Source organism: Methylobacterium sp. R2-1, assembly GCF_014191355.1.
Lineage (GTDB): Bacteria > Pseudomonadota > Alphaproteobacteria > Rhizobiales > Beijerinckiaceae > Methylobacterium.
In genome coordinates this window covers 36218-55228 of sequence record NZ_JACHWM010000022.1, presented here as the reverse complement: position 1 = coordinate 55228, position 19011 = coordinate 36218, and the positions used below count along the sequence as shown (strand labels likewise).

The 19011-nt window shown below is 64.8% G+C and carries 21 protein-coding genes and 1 tRNA gene; 9 read left to right on the top strand and 13 right to left on the bottom strand.

All coding sequences use genetic code 11. The features are described from left to right. The first annotated feature begins 25 nt into the window (after window positions 1-25). The 3 genes from FHU13_RS24810 to FHU13_RS28085 are packed head-to-tail and all read left to right on the top strand — an operon-like array spanning window position 26 to window position 1720. Window positions 26-1219, top strand: a complete 1194-nt coding sequence (locus tag FHU13_RS24810) for a terminase large subunit domain-containing protein (protein ID WP_183438492.1) — start codon at window positions 26-28, stop codon at window positions 1217-1219. Further along, entirely contained in the window at window positions 1185-1577 is a 393-nt protein-coding gene (locus FHU13_RS24805) for a hypothetical protein (protein WP_183438491.1), read from the top strand. The genes FHU13_RS24810 and FHU13_RS24805 overlap by 35 nt, the downstream gene beginning before the upstream one ends. Next, the gene (locus FHU13_RS28085; protein ID WP_246714858.1) at window positions 1574-1720 is read left to right on the top strand and encodes a hypothetical protein; all 147 of its coding nucleotides are present in this window, start codon (window positions 1574-1576) and stop codon (window positions 1718-1720) included. The genes FHU13_RS24805 and FHU13_RS28085 overlap by 4 nt, the downstream gene beginning before the upstream one ends. Window positions 1721-2071: 351 nt before the next feature. Here FHU13_RS28085 and FHU13_RS24795 read toward each other — a convergent pair whose 3' ends face one another. Beyond that, window positions 2072-2332 (bottom strand): DUF6894 family protein, encoded by a 261-nt coding sequence (locus tag FHU13_RS24795; RefSeq protein WP_183438490.1) that lies wholly within the window; start codon window positions 2330-2332, stop codon window positions 2072-2074. Beyond that, the gene (locus tag FHU13_RS24790; protein ID WP_183438489.1) at window positions 2332-3045 is read right to left on the bottom strand and encodes a Crp/Fnr family transcriptional regulator; all 714 of its coding nucleotides are present in this window, start codon (window positions 3043-3045) and stop codon (window positions 2332-2334) included. The genes FHU13_RS24795 and FHU13_RS24790 overlap by 1 nt, the downstream gene beginning before the upstream one ends. A 490-nt stretch (window positions 3046-3535) precedes the next feature. On the opposite strand from FHU13_RS24790, the gene FHU13_RS24785 reads away from it, so the two are divergent. Then, on the top strand, window positions 3536-3766 hold the full coding sequence (locus FHU13_RS24785; RefSeq protein ID WP_183438488.1) for a hypothetical protein: 231 nt from the start codon (window positions 3536-3538) through the stop codon (window positions 3764-3766). Between the two features lie 857 nt (window positions 3767-4623). Here the strand turns inward: FHU13_RS24785 and FHU13_RS24780 are convergent. Next, a complete protein-coding gene (locus FHU13_RS24780) occupies window positions 4624-4869 on the bottom strand; it encodes a hypothetical protein (protein ID WP_183438487.1) in 246 nt (81 codons plus the stop codon). Continuing rightward, a complete protein-coding gene (locus FHU13_RS24775; RefSeq protein ID WP_183438486.1) occupies window positions 4869-5612 on the bottom strand; it encodes a Crp/Fnr family transcriptional regulator in 744 nt (247 codons plus the stop codon). The genes FHU13_RS24780 and FHU13_RS24775 overlap by 1 nt, the downstream gene beginning before the upstream one ends. Window positions 5613-6241: 629 nt before the next feature. Between FHU13_RS24775 and FHU13_RS24770 the strand changes: the two genes are divergently transcribed. Further along, on the top strand, window positions 6242-7792 hold the full coding sequence (locus tag FHU13_RS24770) for a sensor domain-containing diguanylate cyclase (protein ID WP_183438485.1): 1551 nt from the start codon (window positions 6242-6244) through the stop codon (window positions 7790-7792). Between the two features lie 313 nt (window positions 7793-8105). On the opposite strand, the gene FHU13_RS24765 is transcribed toward FHU13_RS24770, so the two are convergent. After that, window positions 8106-8180, bottom strand: a tRNA-Gln gene (locus FHU13_RS24765). A 189-nt stretch (window positions 8181-8369) separates the two neighbouring features. Between FHU13_RS24765 and FHU13_RS24760 the strand changes: the two genes are divergently transcribed. Beyond that, window positions 8370-9119 carry an SDR family oxidoreductase gene (locus tag FHU13_RS24760; RefSeq protein WP_183438484.1) on the top strand — a complete coding sequence of 250 codons (750 nt, stop codon included), beginning with the start codon at window positions 8370-8372 and terminating at the stop codon, window positions 9117-9119. A 105-nt stretch (window positions 9120-9224) separates the two neighbouring features. Next, window positions 9225-10847, top strand: coding sequence for a peptide chain release factor 3 (locus FHU13_RS24755; RefSeq protein WP_183438528.1), 1623 nt, complete (start codon window positions 9225-9227; stop codon window positions 10845-10847). Between the two features lie 58 nt (window positions 10848-10905). Here FHU13_RS24755 and FHU13_RS24750 read toward each other — a convergent pair whose 3' ends face one another. The 5 genes from FHU13_RS24750 to FHU13_RS24730 all read right to left on the bottom strand — a co-directional run bounded on the left by FHU13_RS24750 (window position 10906) and on the right by FHU13_RS24730 (window position 14273). Then, complete coding sequence (locus FHU13_RS24750) at window positions 10906-11097, bottom strand: hypothetical protein (RefSeq protein ID WP_017484606.1); 192 nt, start codon at window positions 11095-11097, stop codon at window positions 10906-10908. Between the two features lie 86 nt (window positions 11098-11183). After that, window positions 11184-11618, bottom strand: a complete 435-nt coding sequence (locus tag FHU13_RS24745) for a tellurite resistance TerB family protein (RefSeq protein ID WP_183438483.1) — start codon at window positions 11616-11618, stop codon at window positions 11184-11186. A gap of 87 nt (window positions 11619-11705) precedes the next feature. Beyond that, window positions 11706-12476: an ABC transporter ATP-binding protein gene (locus FHU13_RS24740; RefSeq protein ID WP_183438482.1), complete on the bottom strand. Its 771-nt coding sequence runs from the start codon at window positions 12474-12476 to the stop codon at window positions 11706-11708. Next, complete coding sequence (locus FHU13_RS24735) at window positions 12473-13225, bottom strand: ABC transporter permease (RefSeq protein ID WP_183438481.1); 753 nt, start codon at window positions 13223-13225, stop codon at window positions 12473-12475. The genes FHU13_RS24740 and FHU13_RS24735 overlap by 4 nt, the downstream gene beginning before the upstream one ends. Before the next feature lie 22 nt (window positions 13226-13247). After that, window positions 13248-14273 carry an ABC transporter substrate-binding protein gene (locus FHU13_RS24730; protein ID WP_183438480.1) on the bottom strand — a complete coding sequence of 342 codons (1026 nt, stop codon included), beginning with the start codon at window positions 14271-14273 and terminating at the stop codon, window positions 13248-13250. A 234-nt stretch (window positions 14274-14507) separates the two neighbouring features. Between FHU13_RS24730 and FHU13_RS24725 the strand changes: the two genes are divergently transcribed. Next, on the top strand, window positions 14508-14942 hold the full coding sequence (locus tag FHU13_RS24725; RefSeq protein WP_183438479.1) for a DUF3597 domain-containing protein: 435 nt from the start codon (window positions 14508-14510) through the stop codon (window positions 14940-14942). A gap of 1095 nt (window positions 14943-16037) precedes the next feature. On the opposite strand, the gene FHU13_RS24720 is transcribed toward FHU13_RS24725, so the two are convergent. Then, the gene (locus tag FHU13_RS24720; RefSeq protein WP_183438478.1) at window positions 16038-16748 is read right to left on the bottom strand and encodes a L,D-transpeptidase; all 711 of its coding nucleotides are present in this window, start codon (window positions 16746-16748) and stop codon (window positions 16038-16040) included. A gap of 69 nt (window positions 16749-16817) precedes the next feature. Continuing rightward, a complete protein-coding gene (locus FHU13_RS28080) occupies window positions 16818-16970 on the bottom strand; it encodes a DUF4113 domain-containing protein (protein WP_246714857.1) in 153 nt (50 codons plus the stop codon). 480 nt (window positions 16971-17450) lie between these two features. Here FHU13_RS28080 and FHU13_RS28675 point away from each other — a divergent pair, with 480 nt between their 5' ends. After that, window positions 17451-17684 (top strand): DUF6894 family protein, encoded by a 234-nt coding sequence (locus FHU13_RS28675; RefSeq protein ID WP_409518537.1) that lies wholly within the window; start codon window positions 17451-17453, stop codon window positions 17682-17684. On the opposite strand, the gene FHU13_RS24710 is transcribed toward FHU13_RS28675, so the two are convergent. Further along, the gene (locus FHU13_RS24710; RefSeq protein WP_183438477.1) at window positions 17638-17841 is read right to left on the bottom strand and encodes a hypothetical protein; all 204 of its coding nucleotides are present in this window, start codon (window positions 17839-17841) and stop codon (window positions 17638-17640) included. The genes FHU13_RS28675 and FHU13_RS24710 overlap by 47 nt on opposite strands. Window positions 17842-19011 lie beyond the last annotated feature (1170 nt).

The window sequence follows — 19011 nt, the reverse complement described above, 5'->3', positions numbered from 1 at the left end:
AGATCTGACCCCCGATTTCGCCGGCATGGCCGAATGGTACTGCCAGGCGGTCGTGCAGGAGGCGGTGACGGCGTGTCGCTGGGAACGGCTGGCCTGTCATCGCTTCCTCCACATGCTTCAGGAGGCGCGAAAGCCGCGGTCCGAGTTCATCTACGACGCGGACCGGGTCGCTGATGTCTGCGCGTTCGGTGAGACGCTGCCGCACAGCAAGGGCTTCGAGGGCAACATCGTTCTCGAGCCGGTGCAGTGCTGGTGGCTGGCCGCGATCTTCGGCTTTCGCGAGCGGGACACGGGCCGGCGCTGGACCCGCGAGGTGGCGCTCTGGGTGCCCCGCAAGAACGGCAAGACCGAACTCGCAAAGATCGTCGTCCTCTACTGCCAGAATTTCGAGGGCGAGCCCGGCGCCGAGGGCGTCATCATCGCGGGCTCGGAGCGGCAGGCGGACATTCCGTTCAAGGCGATCCGGCACACGATCGACGAGGTCGCTGAGCTGCGCGACTGGACGCTGGCCAAGGGCACGCACGAGGAGATCCGCTTCCGCCGGCACAACGCGGTGCTGAAGCTGCTCGCGGGCCGGGCGCCGAACCTCGACGGCCTCAACCCGCACGTGGTGCTCGCCGAAGAGGTCCACGCGCAGAACCAGGACGTGATCGGCGTCATCAAGACCGCCCAGGGCGCCCGCCTGCAGCCGCTGTGGCTCGGCATCTCCACCGCTGGCCGGAACGCCACGGGGCCGGCCTACGACGGCTGGAAGAGCGATCAGCAGGTGCTGGAGGGCAAGCTGCGCGCGGATCGCGTCTTCATCGCGATGTACGCGGCCGATGCCGAGGATGAGGAACGGCGCTTCGACCCGATCATCGTCGAGAAGCTCAACCCGTTGTTCGGGGTCTCGCTGAAGGCGGGAGCCCTGTGCCTGTTCTTCGGCATGGTGCGACTGCTCGCATTGTGGGTGAACGGCCGGCGCGGGCGCGAGACGTCTCTCATCCGCACGCTCGGCTGCCTGGGCGGCTTCGCGTTCTGGCTGGCCATCGCACTCGGCTTCCTGCTCACGGCGCCGCCCATCACCACCGGCGTGGCCGTCTACACCGTCCTAGCCCTCGCCGAGCTACACGCCTCTGGGCGTGCGGCCAGCGACATGGCGGCAGAAGACACATTCGGGCTCAGAGCACGCAGGAGGCAGAACGGTGGCGGCAGTTCCCGATCCTCTTCCGCAACTTGATACGTGGCCCGCCATCATCCTCGCCGTCAGCGCCGCAGCCGCTGCTCTCCTCGTCCCGCTCACCGGCTTCCTGAAGACCTTCTTCGATTACCGCATCGAGACGCAGAAGGCGGAGGCGCTGAAGCCGGAGGTGGCGCGCGACGTGGCGCAGGGGAGCGGCATGGCCCTGTTCGACAGCATGGCGGTCGCTGACCTGACCTCGGCGATCAAGGATCTGACTGTGGCGATCCGGGCGGATACAGCCTCGGAGGAAGCGCAGCACGCCAGCCAGTTCGCGCAGGTGCTCCAGCGTCTCACCGACGTGCTGAACCACCATGACGACACGCACGGACACCCACCTCGAGGCGGGCGGCGATGACCCCGTGCTTCGTCGCCGTCACCTTGGCCGGCATGCTGGCGAGCGGGAAGCCGGCCAAGGACGCCCGGGCCTACCTGTTCATCGGGCCGAGCACGCGCATCAGCCCGGTGGTGACTGCGCCGGGCGAGCGCCCGCACGCTTGATCGGAGATCACGATCGCGCCGATCATGACGTTCGCCCAGGAGACGCCAGTGGAGTGGTGCGGGCGCCGTGTGTCTAACGAGGGACACCGAGGCCTCCGGGCGGCTGCAACGTGGCCCGCCCACGCTACGCCAGTTCGGCAAGGTGTGCTCGGCTGTCCGGGAATGTTGCGCCAACGCGCTCACTCACCACGAGGCTCCGTAGCAGAGCGTCGGTGGCGGCCTTGGTGTCAGAGCCTTCACGTCTGTGCACGGTCGCCTCCTCAAGCTGCCCAACAAGCGCGTTCATCGCCGATGCCGGCTGAACCATCGCCGTGGCTGTGGCGGCACGCCCGGTCTGACTGCTGAGGCCGCTCAGTCCCCGTTGTCCGCGTCCGGAACCGTGTCGCTGAACGGCACCGTCAGCACGATCTGGCCGTCCCCGTCCGTGATCTCGAACGTGCAGTCCATCCAGTCGCGGATGGTGACGAGCCGATCTCGCGCGATCATGGCTCGTGCCACCGTGAGGGCGCGCTCGCGTGCCGCGTTCGCGTCAACCAGCTCTTCACCCTCGGGGTCTCGCGCCAGACCAGCGGGTCCCGGGCGATGCCGAACGTTGAAGAAGTAGCGCGGCATCAGGCGCCCTCGATCAGGCGAGCGTACTCGGCCTCGGGCAAACCGTAGCCGTCATCTGCCAAGTTCTCCAACGCCTCACGGTCCAGGATCGTGACGCGTCCGCGCTGCGCCTTGATGAACCGGTGTCCCTCCAGCGCCTGCACTGCCAGGGTCGCGCTCGTCCGCTGCGTACCCAGCATCATCGACAGGAACTCGTGGGTGAGGCGCAGTTCGTCGCCGTCGAGCCGGTCGTGACACATCAGCAGCCAGCGCGCGAGGCGCACCTCGATCTGGTAGCTCGCGTTCACGAAGGCGGTCTGGGCGGTCTGCACGTACTGCACCTGGGTGAAGCGCAGCAGGAGCTTGTGCAGGCTGGCGCTCTCATTGACCGCTCCACAAAACGCTTGGGAACTGATGGCCAGCATCTCGCCCGGGCCCTGAACGAAGTGGTCGTGCGGGGTGCGGTCGGAGCCCAGCAGCAGCGGTATGACGCCGACCAGGCCCTCTCGTCCGATGATGCCGATCTCGACCTTGCCACCTGAGCCTTGCGTCGTGATCGAGGAGAAGCCGACCTCGGGGAAGTACAGCTGTTTGACCGGCTCGTTGGGCTTGATCAGCGGCTGGCGCAGCTCGGTCGCGACCAGCTCCAGGTGCGGCTGGAGCAGAGCGAAATCGCTCGGCGTGAGAGCCTTCAGCAGACGATTGCGAACAGTCGATTGTTGAGGCTGAGACACGGCTCTGCTCCCGTTCGGGGCAAGAGCACACGCTGTCTCCTAAGCGCCTGCGCCCGGACAAACCGGCAGGCGATGAGGATAAAATAACACAATCCCGCTGACCCGAAATGATTCAGTTTAAGATTTGTAAAATAAATCTCTGTTTTTCGGCCTGACACAGGTCTGGGCTTAAAATTAGAATTTCCTGGCCTAATACTAAGTAAAATAGGATATTATAATCTTGGTTTACGTTTGGACACTTCGGCCACACTGATCTCTCCGGCGAGGTCGGGTCGGAGTCGGAACGTCCGCTGCGAGGCGAAAGGCCAGGGTCTGCTTGCCACCCTGTGCGGGCATTGGCCCGACGATTGAACGGGCGCGGTCCGGCGGTGCGAGATTTTTTCGTCCCTGCGAACCGTATGATGTCGGACAGACCATCTGCGCCGCCTTGTGCCTCTGGTATATCTGTTTAGGCTCTCGATATCACGGGCCTCTAATTAGGAGTACTCGGATGGCCGAGGCGCATTCGTCGCTCAATGCTGCTGAGCCGACTGCCTATCGAACATTATCGTTGAGCAAGAGCGGGCTCATCCTGAGGAGCGCACCTCTTATGGCGCGCGATGACGCCGAAGCGCTCTCGCTGGCCATGGCGATGGTTCGCGGAGCAGGCATCGAGCTTTGGGACGGCCTTCGCTTCATGGCTCATTTCGGACCGGAGCCGCTGCCGGCCACGGACACCTGAGAGGCGATCGCTTCGCCGCGCTCACTGCCAGACCAACTTCAGTTGCCGCCCCATATTAGCCCCCGGCTCAGCTGCGGCGTTGTTTCTCATTTCCCAGAGATCTACCACCGCGCTTTCTCGTACATGGAGCCTACCTACGCGGGTCACTCCGTTCACATAGCCGAGGAACCTGATGCTTGGTCGCCTCAAGCAGGTCGCGTGAGCGCTGGATTGCCTGCTGAGCGTTCCGGACGATCGCTCTGTCGTGCTCGTTCATCGCAGCATACCGAGTGATCTGCGCGAAGTTACTCTCAAGATCGGCAAGGGAGAATGGTCTGTCGATGTAAGGAGGCATCGTGGTGCTCCGCGCTATGCAGGCGGGAGCACACGTTACTCTCAGTCACCGGCGCCTACGGGATCAGGGATCGGCTGGTGATGGCAGCATCATGCGCCCTATCGGGCAGAACGCCAAACCGAGATTTGGCCGGTTCCTTCTTCAGTCGCATTGTACAGCACCCCGGCACCGGCCTCCTTGGCGTTGGGTTCCGGCCTGTGAGCCAATGACGACCCACCGCGCGCTGCGGACATCGGCATGGAATTAGGCGAACGCGGGCTGCGTGACGGCGAACGGTGCGGTTTCGTACCGAGCCAGAACATCGCCGGCCCCGGCCAGTTGCCCGATCAGTGAACCATGGTGGTTCCTCCCCAAGACTCACCCCGCCCGGCTCAGCCGCGGCGGGGTTTTTCGTGCAGGCAAACCGCCTCAGAGATGGTGCGGGCACCGTGTGCCGAACGCAGATCGGATCCGCTGCGTTAGTGGCAAATGTCGACGCGCTGTGCTCAGAGTTACGACCTCCTGCCGCTCACAGCCGCGACGACTATGTCTTGATTGTCAGCCGCTTCTCGATCCAGCCCTGCGCATCGTCGAGGCCGGCGAAGGTGGGCGGGTGTGGATGATCGACCGGGCCGAACCCCGCCTCCAGGAACCACATCCCGGTCGCTTCCCCGTGATCGTCCGAGAGCCGAACCAGAACCGCGACCAGGAAGCCGTCCGAGAACACGAGGAGGCTCTCCGTGTCTAAGCTGCCCGTCGCAACTTGAACGGGCTGCAGGTGGAGAGGCATCAGGCCGCTCGATGCTCCAAGTGCAGGTACGTCGGATCGAACTCAGCGACCCGCAGAAGTTCATCCCAAGCCTCAATGACCAGCGTCTGAGAGCGAAGCGTGATGAGGGCCTGGCCGCGCATCTCCTTCAACACGCGATTGACGTGGACGTTGGTCATGCCCAACGCATCGGCGATATCGATCTGCGTGAGCGGCAGCGGGCAACGGTAGTGTACAGCCAGCCCGACCGCCTGGAGCTTCAGGTACAGCTCGCAGAAGAGATGCGCGACCTGCTCGAAGGCGGAGCGCCGGCCCAGGCCGACCATCCAGGCCCGGAAGATGGCCGCATCGATCAGTGTGTCGCGCCAGAAGAGAGTGCCGAGGCCGGGATGGCGGAGCGTCAGGTCTTGTAGGCTCTCGTGCGGGATGAAGGCCACGGTCGCCTTCGTCAGGGTGGCGAGGCTGTGATCCATGGTGGGGACGTGCAGGCTCTGCAGATCCGGCACATCGCCGGGGATGTGGAAGGAGAAGATCTGCCGCCTGCCGTCACCGAGCAGCTTATAGCGATAGGCCCAGCCGTCGAGGATGAGGCAGCAATGGGACGGCTTATCTCCGTCGCGTACGATGTCCTGCCGGGCGGCGAGGGTGTGGAGTCTCACCGGCAGGCTCAGGATGGCCTGACGCTGCTCGTCTGAGAGGGTGGCGATGCTTTCCAACTTGCGGATGAGCATGGCTGTGGCGTGCTGATTGGGGGCTGAAGGCATGTCGCTTCGCCTTGCGTTGCAGGCGGAAGCACTCGGCTCTCCCAGCCATCAGCACCTGTGTCGGACTTGCTGATGATAGCCGCTACCATAGGCCGATGTTTTATCGTGTCTCGAACGTAGGTTGTTTTCGGCTGACGATCATCTGCTTGGACCGGTATCGCACGCTTCTGAGTGGGTGAAGCGTCGCGGCCTTCCTGACCTTGCTATCGGACCTCCGCTCTCCACGCGTGCGGACATCGAGCACGAAGTCGCAGCCGGACCAGAATGTGTGGCGCTAGACCGCGGCCTCGGAGTCGGTCACGCCTTCTGCGCCCGCGCCAGCAGGATCGCCGTGCGGACCACATTCCGCTTCGCGCCCGCCATGCTCGTCTTGCTCGTCTTGTCGCGGAGACCCGAGTTCACGACAGGCTAGCCTTCGCGACGGCGACCAAGTTGATCCTGCCCTCGCCTCCGCAAAATCGATAGACTTGCAGAGCCAGCCGGTTCAGGATCGAAGATAAGGAAGCAAAGTTATTTGTATAAAGTAAACTTGGAATTTACCAGATTTTCGGTATTTCATAGCTTTATCGACCTGTCTTAATCTGTCTCTCAGTGGTCGGCAGCAAATTGCGCCAGGGGAGGCGCTGAGCATGGTGAGCCGGACAGGTTTTCGGCGGTATCTATGGTGGGCACGGTCGCCATGGCTGCTCGCCGCGCTGAACCTCCTGTGTGTGGTCGGTCTCTGCGCTGTCTCAGCTTTCATGCTCTGGGACATGCGCCGTGATGCCGAGCGCCGTGCGACCGGCGCGGCGCAGAGCCTCGTGCAGGTGCTCGGCCGTGATATTGCCCGCAGCATCGGTATGTACGACCTCTCGCTACGCGCGATCGTCGATGGCTGGCGCCTGCCGGCCGTCATGAACGCCGATCCGGAGACGCGCCAGCTCATCCTGTTCGACCGAGCCGCAAACGCTGAGAACTTCGGCCACACGCTCGTTTTCGACCGTTCCGGTACACTGATCATCAGCTCGAAGTCCCTCAACCCCGAGCCGCTAAGCTACGCGGACCGCGAGTACTTCCAGTATCATGCCACCCACAAGGACCTGGGCCTTCACGTCAGCGTACCAATTGTGTCACGCCTCACCGGCCGCTGGGCGCTGATCATCAGCCGCCGCCTGTCCAACCCGGACGGCTCCTTCGCCGGCGTGGTGCTCGGCTCGATCTATCTCGACTACTTCCGCCAGCTGTTTGCGGCCCTAGATCCGAATCACGCCGGCACGGTAACCCTGTACGGGCCCGGCGGCACCATCGTCATGCGTGAGCCCTACGACGAGCAGCTGGTGGGGCGCAGCGTCTCGGCGACCGATAGCTACCAGCGTATGCTGCAAACCCGACAGGGCGTGTTTACAGGCCCGGTCATGATCGGCGAGGGCACACGCACCTTCGCAGTCGCGCAGGTTGGCGAGTTGCCGCTGCAGCTGAGTATCGCCCTCACAGCCGAGGATATCTACGCGGCTTGGTGGCAGAAGGCGCTGGTACTCGCCGCTGTGGTTTTGAGCCTGTGCGCCACCACCATCGTGCTGACGACACTGTTCCAGCGCGAATTGACCCGACGCAAGGCGGCGCAGCGCGCAACCGCCGCGCTGAACGCCGAGCTGCAGCAGCTGGCCAGTACGGACGCGCTCACGGGTCTCGGCAACCGACGTCGGTTCGACGAGGTGTTGGCGCGGGAGTGTCAGCGCGCGACACGCACCGGCAAGCCCTTGTCACTGCTGATCTTGGACGCGGATCACTTCAAAGGCTTCAACGATCGTTATGGGCATCAGCAGGGTGACGAGGCACTGAGGCTGATTGCACAGGCGATGCGCGGTTCAATCCACGCCTACTCGGACACCGCTTACCGCATCGGCGGCGAAGAATTCGCGGTCATCCTGCCGGATACCGGGGAGCCCAGTGCTGAAGCGGCCGCCAACCGCATCCGGCAAGCGGTGCTCGCGCAGGCGGTGCCCCATGCCAGCAACCCACATGGGCTAGTGACAGTCAGCTGCGGGGTCGCCGCGGCACCGTCAGTTCGGGACTGCAAGCCGGTCACCCTGATCGCAGCAGCGGATGCGGCCCTCTATGAGGCCAAGCGACAGGGACGCAACCTAGTTCGAACCACGGCAGTGGAGCGCCCGTTTTCGGTCATCGAAGGAGGGCGATAGTCCGGGCTCTAAGGGGTGTCTGGTTCATCACCAGCTATGCCGAGCAGGCGATGTTCGGCACCAGGCGCCTCGATGGGGGCATGCAGCCTTGGCCGCCGCATTCACCTGCTCGTCGGTGACAGCGTTGGCCTTGAAGAGCTCGCCGACGGTGGGGGAGGGGTCAGCCATGCGACAGCCTACCGCGCGAGCCACGAATCAGCCAGCGACATCCCCGCTGGTGACTGTGCCGACTCTTGTGCAGCGGCCTGACACCGTTTGTTCCGGTGTGTCCGATATGTCGCTGTCGCTTACGCCCTGATCGGCTTGGAGAAAATGGCTGGGGCGCCAGGATTCGAACCTGGGAATGGCGGTACCAAAAACCGCTGCCTTACCACTTGGCGACGCCCCATCGGCTCCGAGCCGCCGGTTCTCTAGACGGGGCAGACAGGGCTGGCAACCGGCTTGAACGGGTCAGCCGTGAGCCAGCGGCATTTTTGTACGGTGGGTCCGGGCTCCGGGCAGCAATCGCATCTTGGCACGGCGCCCCTGCACCGGATCGGCGGGACGCCCTATGCTCCGCTCGAACGGGAGAAGCGCGATGGCGATGGGTGATCGAGTGGCGATCGTGACCGGAGCGGGGTCCGGCATCGGGCGGGCGGTCGCGCTCGGATTGGCGCGGGCCGGTTGGCGGCTTGTTCTGGCTGGAAGGCGGGGGGAGGCTCTGGAACGGGTCGCCGCGGAGTTGCCGGGCGCGTCGTTGTGCGTGCCGACCGACGTGTCCGATCCGCGCGCCGTCGAGGCTCTGTTCGCTGCGGTGGGTGAGCGCTTCGGGCGGCTCGATCTGCTGTTCAACAATGCCGGGATCTTCACCCCCGCCGCGACGGTGGACGAGGTCGCGGTCGAGGATTGGCTCGCCAGCGTCAGCGTCAATCTCACCGGCGCCTTCCTCTGCACCCGTGCCGCCTTCGGCATGATGCGCCGGCAGGAGCCGCAGGGCGGGCGCATCATCAACAACGGCTCGATCGCGGCCTACGCGCCGCGGCCGATGTCGACCCCCTACGCTGCCACCAAGCACGCCATCACCGGGCTGACCCGCGCGACCGCCCTCGACGGACGTCCCTTCGACATCGCCTGCGGCCAGATCGATGTCGGCAATGCCGAGACCGAAATGACGCGGGGCTTCGGGCAGGGCGCGCGGCAGGCCGACGGTTCGATCCGGCCTGAGCCGTACATGGAGGCGGCGCACGTTGCCGAGGCCGTCGTCTACATGGCGGGGCTGCCGCTCTCGGCCAACGTCCTGTTCATGACCGTGTTGGCCACGGGCATGCCCTTCGTCGGGCGAGGGTAGGGGAGCGGCTTTGCGTCGGAGGCGCGGAACGCGTAGAGAGCAGGGCACCGCCCGGCCCCCATGAGAGACGAGCGGCCGCCCGCAATGCGGCGGCCGGTGCCCGCCATGCTGATGCAGACCGATCCCAAAACCGCCGACCCGAAATCCGCCGACCCGGTCGCGCGGCGGCGCACCTTCGCGATCATCTCGCACCCGGATGCGGGCAAGACCACGCTGACCGAGAAGCTGCTGCTGTTCGGCGGTGCGATCCAGCTCGCGGGCGAGGTGAAGGCCAAGCGCAACCGCGTCTCGACCCGCTCCGACTGGATGGGGATCGAGAAGGAGCGCGGCATCTCGGTGGTCACCTCGGTGATGACCTTCGAGTACGGCGATTGCGTCTTCAACCTGCTCGACACGCCGGGCCATGAGGACTTCTCGGAGGATACCTACCGCACGCTCACCGCCGTCGACTCCGCGGTGATGGTGATCGACGCGGCCAAGGGCATCGAGGCGCGCACGCGAAAGCTGTTCGAGGTGTGCCGGCTCAGGGACATCCCGATCGTCACCTTCGTGAACAAGCTCGATCGCGAGGCGCGCGACCCGTTCGAGACGCTCGACGAGATCGAGAAGACGCTCGCGCTCGACGTGGCTCCGGTGACCTGGCCGATCGGGCTCGGCCGCAACTTCGCCGGCACCTATGAGCTCGGCGGCAACCGGGTGCGCCGGCTCGACGCGGCGGACGATGCCGGCACGATTCCGGTCTCGGGCTTCAACGATCCGCTGTTCGATGAACTGCTGACCGAGAACGGCGCGGCCGATGCGTGGCGCGAGGAGGTGGAACTGGCCGAGGGCGGCCTCAAAACCTTCGACCTCGCTGCCTTCCGCGAGGGGCACCTGACACCGGTCTTCTTCGGCTCGGCCCTGCGGAATTTCGGCGTGCGCGACCTCATCGACGGGCTCGCCCGCTTCGCGCCCCCGCCGCGGGGTCAGGAGGCGGATAAGCGCGCCGTGCAGCCGTCCGAGCCGAAGATGACGGGCTTCGTGTTCAAGATCCAGGCGAACATGGATCCGAACCACCGCGACCGCATCGCCTTCATGCGGGTCTGCTCAGGGATGCTCCGGCGCGGCATGAAGGCCAAGCTCGTGCGCACGGGCAAGCCGATGTCGCTCTCGGCGCCGCAATTCTTCTTCGCTCAGGACCGGGCGATCGCCGATGAGGCCTATGCCGGGGACGTGGTCGGCATTCCGAACCACGGGACCCTGCGCATCGGCGACACGCTCACCGAGGGCGAGGAGATCGTCTTCCGCGGCGTGCCGAGCTTCGCGCCCGAGATCATGCGGCGGATCAAGCTCACCGACGCGATGAAGGCCAAGAAGCTCCGGGAAGCGCTCCAGCAGATGGGTGAGGAGGGCGTCGTGCAGGTCTTCATCCCGCAGGACGGCTCCCCCGCCATCGTCGGCGTCGTCGGCGCGCTGCAGCTCGACGTGCTGAAGGAGCGGCTGCAGGCGGAGTACGGCCTGCCGATCGATTACGAGACCACCCGGTTCTCCGTCTGCCGCTGGATCGAGGCGGAGTCGGAGGCCGAGATCGACAAGTTCGTGAACGCCCACGGCTCGGCGATGGCGAGCGACCTCGACGGCGCTCCGGTCTTCATGGCCACCACCGCCTTCTCGCTCCGCTACGAGGAGGAGCGCTGGGAGAAGATCCGGTTCACGGACGTGAAGGATTACCAGAAGCGGGCGGCGTGAGCGGAGCGGCCGGGGCCTTGAGCCTTCGTCCGCGGGGCGCGGCCCGCTCCGGCGGTTCTCAATCGTAGTCGAGATCGAGCGAGCGCTCGAAGGCGATGGCGCTCATCTCGCGCCCCTTCGGGTCGGCGACAGAGATGTTGCGAAAGCCGCGTCCTGCCAGTTCCCAGGTCTTTTCGAGGGCCTGCTCGTCCGTACCGCAAGCGAAGGCCAGGGTGCGGCCAGAGGGATCCGTGCCCGTTACCTTGTACATGGCCGCGCTCCTGTCCGAGCATGAAGATAGGCTCGGCGCCGTTCGGGAAAAAGGGTCGGGAGAGCAGGGCACCCGGGCGCGCCGACTCAGCCGAGCAGCGTCGCCTTATCCACGTCCAGCGCCTGGGCCAGCTCGTCGAGCACCCGGTGCTCGCTCTCGGTGATGCCGCCCTTGTCGGCAACATCCGCCGCGATCAGGAAGACGTGCTGGCGCTGCTCCAGGGGACGGTCGGCGATGGCCGCGACGTGCTGGCTGTTCTCCAGGCGCCCGGCGCGCAGCTCCGCGCGGGCCAGCGCCTCGAACAGCGCCTTCTCCAGGGCGAGCGTATCGTAGGATTTCTGGAGGATCGGGTTGGCCCGCATGCTGACGAGAGCCGCCTCGATCTCCTCCTCGTCGGTATCGCCGTCAGCGACGATCACGTTGGCCGCGGCGGAAACCGCTGCCTGCATGAACGCGATATCGCCCGCGTAGGACATCACCACCCGGTTGAAACGGACGAGGGCGTCCTGAAAAAAGCCCATCTTGCACTCCCCGAGGCGCCCTGCGCGGCCGCCCGATGGTTCCAACGCGGCCGACGAACCGTCAAGATGGCAAGCTTGACGGATCGCTCACAGTTCCGCCGAGCGCCGCGACAGTTCCGCCCGCAGATGGCGCGCCGCCTCGACCAGGGCGGCGTCCCGGCGCTGGCGCGGGCGGGGCGGGGCGAGGGTGACGTCCGCCGCGATCCGGCCGGGGCTGCCCGCCAGCACCACGACCCGGTCGGCGAGGTAGACCGCCTCGTCGATGTCGTGGGTCACGAACAGCACCGTCTTGCCGGTCTGCGCCTTGATGCGCTGGATCTCGTCCTGCAGCCCCTCGCGGGTGAAGCTGTCGAGCGCCGAGAACGGCTCGTCCATCAGCAGCACCTCGGGCTCGACCGCGAGCGCACGGGCGATGGCGATGCGCTGGCGCTGCCCGCCGGAGAGCTGGTGCGGCCAGCGGCCGGCGAGATCGGACAGCCCGACGAGCTTGAGCATCGCCGCCGCCCGCTCGCGGCGCTCAGGCTTCGACAGGCCATGCCGCTCCAGGCCGAAGGCGACGTTGTCGATCACCCGCCGCCACGGCAGCAGCCGCGCGTCTTGGAACACGAGTGCCATCGGCGTCCGGGTCTTTTGGGGATCAGTGTCGAGATGGACCGTGCCGGTGCTGGGCTTGGCCAGATCGATCAGCACGCGCAGGAGCGTCGACTTGCCGACGCCGGATTCGCCGACGATGACGAGGAATTGTCCGCGCGGCACCGCGAGATCGAGGGAGGAGAGGATCTCGGTGCGCCGCCCGTCGCGCTCGTAGGCGAGGCTCAAACCGCGGATGTCGATGATCGGGCGCTCGACGGCACTCATACGCGCCACCGCAGCAGCCAGCCCTGCAGGGCGACGAAGCCAGTGTCGAACAGGCCGTACAGCCCGGCCATGGTGAGCATGTAGACCACGACGATGTCGGTGGAGAGGAGCGAGGAGGCCTGCATCATCCGGGCGCCGATGCCGGGCACCCCGAAGATCTCGGCGGCGACCACCGCCATCCAGGCCTGCCCCAGCGCCGTGCGCAGGCCGACGAGGATGCCGGGCGTGGCGGCGGGCAGGAGGATCTTGACGAGCCGCGCGAACGGCCCGCGAAAACCGAAGGCCTGGGCCACCTCGATCAGGTCGCGATCAACACCGCGCACCGCGCCTTGCGTGGCAAAGAACACGATCCAGAACACGCCGATGGCGATGATGAACACGGCGGCCGAAGGCTGAACCCCGAACCAGATGATCGCGAAGGGCACCCAGGCGAGGCCGGGGATGGGGCGCAAGAGCCGCACGACCCAGGCGGTCAGACTCTCGAACCAGCGGAACATGCCGGCCAGAAGCCCCAGCGCGATGCCCGCGCCCGCGCCCGCGCCGAGTCCGACCACGTAGTGGCTCAGGCTCTCGGCGACCGCGCGCAGCCATGCCCCGCTCGAGATCTCCCGGGCGAAGGCCGCGGGAAGAGAGGAGGGCGGCGGCAGGAAAGCCGGGTTGACGAGGTCGAGCCGGGGCGCCGCCTCCCACAGGGCGAGGAAGGCGGCGAGCCCGACGACCGCCAGGGCGGCCGAGCGGAACGAGGTCATGGCATCGGGATCGCGAGGGAGATCAGGGCTTTTTGACCGCGTCGAACGGCTTGGCATCGAACAGGCCGTCGGTCGGCGCCCCCTTGTCGAGGGTGCCGATCGAGACCTGATAGGTCTGCATCTTCTTCGTTGCCTCGATGATCGTGCGCGGGTCGGCGACAAACTTCGCGGCCGGCGACGACAGCGCCTTCTGGATCGTGGCCACATCCGTGATGCCCTTGCCGAGCGCCGCCTCGACCGGCGGGGCAGCACGGGCCGGATCGGTCTTCAAGAGGTCGGTCGCCTTGACCAGCGCCGAGACCAGGCCCTCAACCGCCTTCGGGTTGGCGTCGGCGAACTTGCCGTAGACGGCGACCACCGTGCCCGGCTGATCGGGGAACATCTCCCCACCGGTGGCGATCAGCGTGATCTTCGGGTTGCGCCCCTGGACGATGGTGAGCGCCGGCTCGCGGATCGAGGCGCCGTCAACGGCACCGGCCAGCAAGGCCTGCTGGGTCGCGTCGATGCCCATGGAAACGATCTCGACGTCGGCCTTGTCGGCCTTCACCACCTGCCACAGCCAGTACTGGAGGGTGGTGTTCGGCACCGAGCCTGGCGGCTGCGTGGCGAGCCGGGCAGGACGGCCCTCCTTGGCCTTGAACTGCTTGAAGGCCTCGGCCTTGCTCGGGGCGGAGGCGAAGTAGGGCGCGAGCTTGGGGGCTGCCACGAACACCATCTCCTCGATGGCGGTGGCGGCCACGACCCGCACATCGATGCCCTTGGTGCGGGCGACCGCGAGCGGCGCGATGCCGGCGACGTAGACGTCGATGGTGCCGGACGCCAGCGCCTGGATCATGTTGGGTCCGGACTCGAAGGTGGTGAAAGTCGGCGCCAGCGCGGCATCCGTGAGCCAACCCTCGCCATGGGCGACGAAGACGGGCGCGGCGCCGATCACTGGAATGACGCCGATGCGCACGGGCACGGTCTGGGCGGCGAGCGGGGCGGCGAATGGCACGGGAAGGGCGAGAAGCCCCGTGATCAGGGCGAAGGCCTTGAACAGATTGCGCATCGATGGATTCCAGGGAAGCCGGTTGGCGTTCCCCATGGCACAGCGGGCGCGATCTTCCAATGTCGCTTCCGCACGTGGTGCCCCAGTCGGTCGCCCTGCTCGGCGGATCAACCCGGCAGCGTCAGAGCGGCGAAGCTTTGCCGGCCTGCGACGGAACGGCCTCGTTCTTCCTACCGTTTACCCAGCCGAGAGCGGCATCCACGCTGCGGGACAGACGACAGGATACCTCACGCCATGAGCCTCATCGGCAGCATCGTCAGCAAGATCCTCCACCCGTTCGGCTCGTCCGAGGCGCAGGCCGCCGAGTCCAGCACGTCGTCCTCCAAGCCTTCCGAGACCCAGGCTCAGCCGTCATCCGGCGGCAGCGCGCCGGCCTCCGCACCCACCAGCGGCGGCACGTCGTCCGGCGGATCGGTCGACGTCGAGGCCGTGCTCAACGACCTCGCGGCGAAGAACTCGCAGAAGCTGAACTGGCGCACCTCCATCGTCGACCTGATGAAGCTGCTCGACCTGGATTCGAGCCTGCACGCCCGCCAGCAGCTCGCCGACGAACTGCACTACACCGGCGACAAGAACGATTCGGCCTCGATGAACATCTGGCTGCACAAGCAGGTCATCAAGAAGCTTGAGGAAAACGGCGGCAAGGTTCCGGCCGATCTCAAGGACTGACGCTCAGCCTCGTAAGTCGGGCTCGTCACGAGAGGAGAGCGGCACTCGGTCCGCGTGAGCCGAGTGCTTTGAAGCTCGGGCGACCGAGCCCGAAGGCTGCGGCTACGGCACGGCGGCCTTCGGACTCGGCTCTGCATCGCCGGATCCACTCACGTTTTGGCTCGCCCGCTCCTCAATTGAGAGTGGAGATCCTGCGTAATGGATCCGTTGAGATCGACGAATTTGGATGCATGCTGCCTTCCGAAGTGAAACTTTCATATTTCTTGGCGAGACGTCTCCTGCCAGCCGGCGAACGTGCCAACCCCTTCCGCTAGCAACAACATCCAGATGGAATTGGCGGCGTCACCGTGCAGGCGGGGCCTGATGGTGCCATGCCGATGGGTGACGAAAAACCCCGCTCCGGCGGACCGGGCGGGGCAAGTCTTGGGAGGAACGACGGAGAGTCGCTGGGAAGGGAACGGGAACCCGCACGCGTTGTTCAGCGATAGTCCGAAATCGTACCGTTCGTTTTTACGCCCCCCGTCGTTCCACACACGGCGCTCGCATCACCACCTCCGGCGTCTCGCGCGCGGAGGCGGGCGGGTCGCAACGAGCCTGCCGGAATGAACCGCGGCACCGCTGCAGGGTTGGCCGGACTGTCTCCGCGGTGCCGAGCGAGTTGATCATCCGTGCGACGTCGCCTCTGAGGGCCGAGACACTCGACATTGGTGTTGGCTCCACTCTTCTCGATGACGCCTCGATCACGACCGCCGAGCCAGCTGCGAAGGATGTGACCGCCACCCGGGAGGGGGCACCTACCGGTTCGTTCTCGGGCGCGAGAGGACAGGCCCCATCAAGCTGCGGCTGGCCCCACATCTGCAAGGCCGGACGGAAGCTATTCTCTCGGTTGCCGGCGAGCACAGCACCTTTCCCTATCGCGGTTCATCTATCCCTGGCGGCTCGTGGAACATCCGCATGGGGACCGTACTACGCGCGACGCTGCTGTACCTCGTGGTGATGATCCTGCTGCGGATCACCCGATCCGGCACCACGTCCCACAGGCCATGATCTCGTCGGAACCCCACATGACGTCGGAGTCAGGGCTCGAAGGTTTCCCTATGCGGGCAGGACCACCACCTTTGTCTTAACCGGGGTTCGCCCGTAGAGATGGATCATGTCCTGACTCAGCAGGCCGACACAGCCGCTTGTGATGCCGCTGCCGATCGATTCGGGGTCGCTGCTGGCGTAGATCGTGTAGAGTGTATAGGCGCCGTTCTGGTAGAGATGAAGGGTACGGGCGCCGAGCGGGTTGTCGAGGCCGCCCGGCATCCCACGGGCGTATTTGGCCGCCTCGGGCTGCCGCCGGATCATCTCCTTGGGTGGCGTCCAGGTTGCCCATTCGGACTTGCGACCGACATAAGCGTCACCGCTCCACAGGAACCCATCGCGCCCGACATTGGCGCCGTAGCGGGTGGCTGAACCGTCGCCCTCAATGCGGTAGACATAGTAGTTGCGGGGGTCGACGATGATCGTTCCAAGTGCTTCCTTGGTTTCGTACTGAACCGTCCGGCGATAATATTTCGGATTGACTTTGCTGATATCGACCGCCGGAATTGGAAACTTTTCATCCGGCATAGGCCCGTAGACCTTCGCTGCCTCGGCCAGCATCGTGCTGTCGGATGTCACGCAACCGCCCAGCCCGAGCGCGCCTAAGCCGGCGGCCGAGCCGACCAAAAACGAGCGACGGTCAAGAAGCCGAGCCCGACGTTCGGACAGAGCGGTCTTGTTCAAGCCGCCGCCTGCGGCGTGCCCAACATCCATCGTCATACTTTTGGACTTCCCAGATCCTGCAGTCCGATGAGGGAATGCTCCGGCATTCTCCCGATAGGCGTACTGCTAAGCTGAGAGTGCGGCGACTCGATGCGCCTGGCAAGAGCAGCGTTCGCTGTCGGCCGATTGCCTTGGGCCGAAGCCGGCCCGCCAGGCCTGCGCAACCGGCAACTCACGGACCTGCGTCGTGTAACGCGGTGTCCGCATCTCGACCGTCATCGTCCAGATGCGCCGCTGTCGCTCCAGAGCAAGCTGCTCGTACCGGTACGACGCTGCCACAGCCGAAGCGGGCGTCGCAGGCCTCCATCGCATCCATGAGGCGTGCCGAGCGCTCGCGGTCGACGACGGAAAGTCGAGGCCCGCTGTGAGGCCGCCAGCGGCACCAGATCGACCTTGACTACGCCGGCTTTCAAGGAGCGCCCGGGCAGAATGCCCTTCTCGCGCCAGATGGGTGCCACGCCGTGTGGTACTGCGAGGATCAGCGTGGGCGTGTCGTTCGCCACCACTGGCAGCGTCACGAACGCTGAGATCGAGCATGTCGGCCGGACCAAACAGATAATCAATTTTCAGATTTCATTTACAAGTAGTAATTCAAAATTATTCGATTAGAGAGAGAAGTTGCTAGTAACGAAAATTTGAGTAGAATTGGAATTGACTCGCCACACAGCCTACTGCCACGCGCTGATAAGGCCACATGCGATGCCCCGCTATTTTTTCGACGTGCACGACGGAACCGATCTGTGCGATGTAGTTGGGCGAGAGATAGAAGACAACGAAGAAATATTATGTGCGGAAGCTCTACAAGTCGTCACGCAGCTCATGCGAGCCGAAACTGAGGACGCCAAAGAAGCGGCCCTGGTTCTGACGGTCCGCGATGAAAAGGGCGCTATTCCGCTAAAGATCCGGTTAGCTTGTCAGGTTGAGAGGCTTTAGCGGCGTCTTTGTTCAGCTCCAGATTCGGCATTTCAGTTAGAAGCCGAACACGAAAATCTGCTGCTTCGCGAAGCTGAAGAAGCGCCTTCTCGCCAACCGTCAAGAGTTCTGCGACAACGCGCTGCCACTCATCGAGGCTGCTACCATCAATCTGCATAAATTCGCCCAGGGGCTTGGCGGAAACATATCCCGCCTTTTGCCGCCCCTGCGCAATTTCAGCTTATCCAATATCCCCCACAGGGCTTTAGATTTCAAAGGCCTTCGAGTGCAGCCCAGCGTGTTTTTGGCCGCAGGCTATTTGGCATATGCAGCAAACTCCACTCGACAGAGCATTAGCAGCGAGAAATCAAGGCACTGCGAATTAGTCGTCACACTGCATACTGACTTAAGCTCGTTCGGACCCCGCATTGGACATTGCGACCGTGCGGGAGATCTACGAGACCGCCGGGCACGTAGCAGTAGCGGCCGGCTCCAGCGATGCACGGAAAGAGGGATGGGACGACCTCGGCCGCCGACGTTGCAGAGCATTGGCCTCACATCCGTTCGTCGTGACCTCAACTCGGCAGGGTCTCGTCGACCGTCAACGGCTCGCTGATGGGCAGTTCGTCAGCAAGCCCGACCGGCAGGAGCGGCTGTTGAGCGCGACAGCTCGTGCAGTCTGAGTAGAAGACGGAGACTGGCCCGCAGACGACTCGTCCGGCAGGCGCGCTGCACCAGATGCGGGATCGACGGCGCCCAAGGGGTGCAGGAAGACACACCGCACGATAGGGTCTATGCCTCTTACGAGGAGAGACCTTCGTACCATCGCAGGTTCATCCATCGGCACAGGAAATGCTGAGGGCTATTATCATGTCCGATCGCCGCGAACTTTACCGGAGCCCGAACGGCGACTGCTGGTTCCTGGGCCGGGAACCTACCAATGGTAGGGCGTTTGTCATTCACCAGCCAAACGGTCCTTCAGGCGGACAGCGAAGTCACATCGAGCTGGGAGCATTCTTGGCCAACGGATCCGGCAATCCGGAGCAACAAGCCCTGCTCCGCTTGATCGGAACCCTCGTCGAGATCCCGCCCTACGCTGATCGCACGTGAGATCAGGACGTCACCTCCTGCTCTCGACCACCGCCGTGCTGAGAGCGAGCACGATCCGTCATCCCGAACACTTTGGGTCGCCCATCGCAAAACGACAGCTGACCCCAGGGGCAATAGAAACGCTTCGCTTGCGAGGAGTACGGTTTCCGTATGTTGTAAAACATTTATTGATGGCGTTTTGAAAAAATCGATCATATAGATGAGTCCGCGAATAATTGCAGATTTGGTCAGGCCTCGG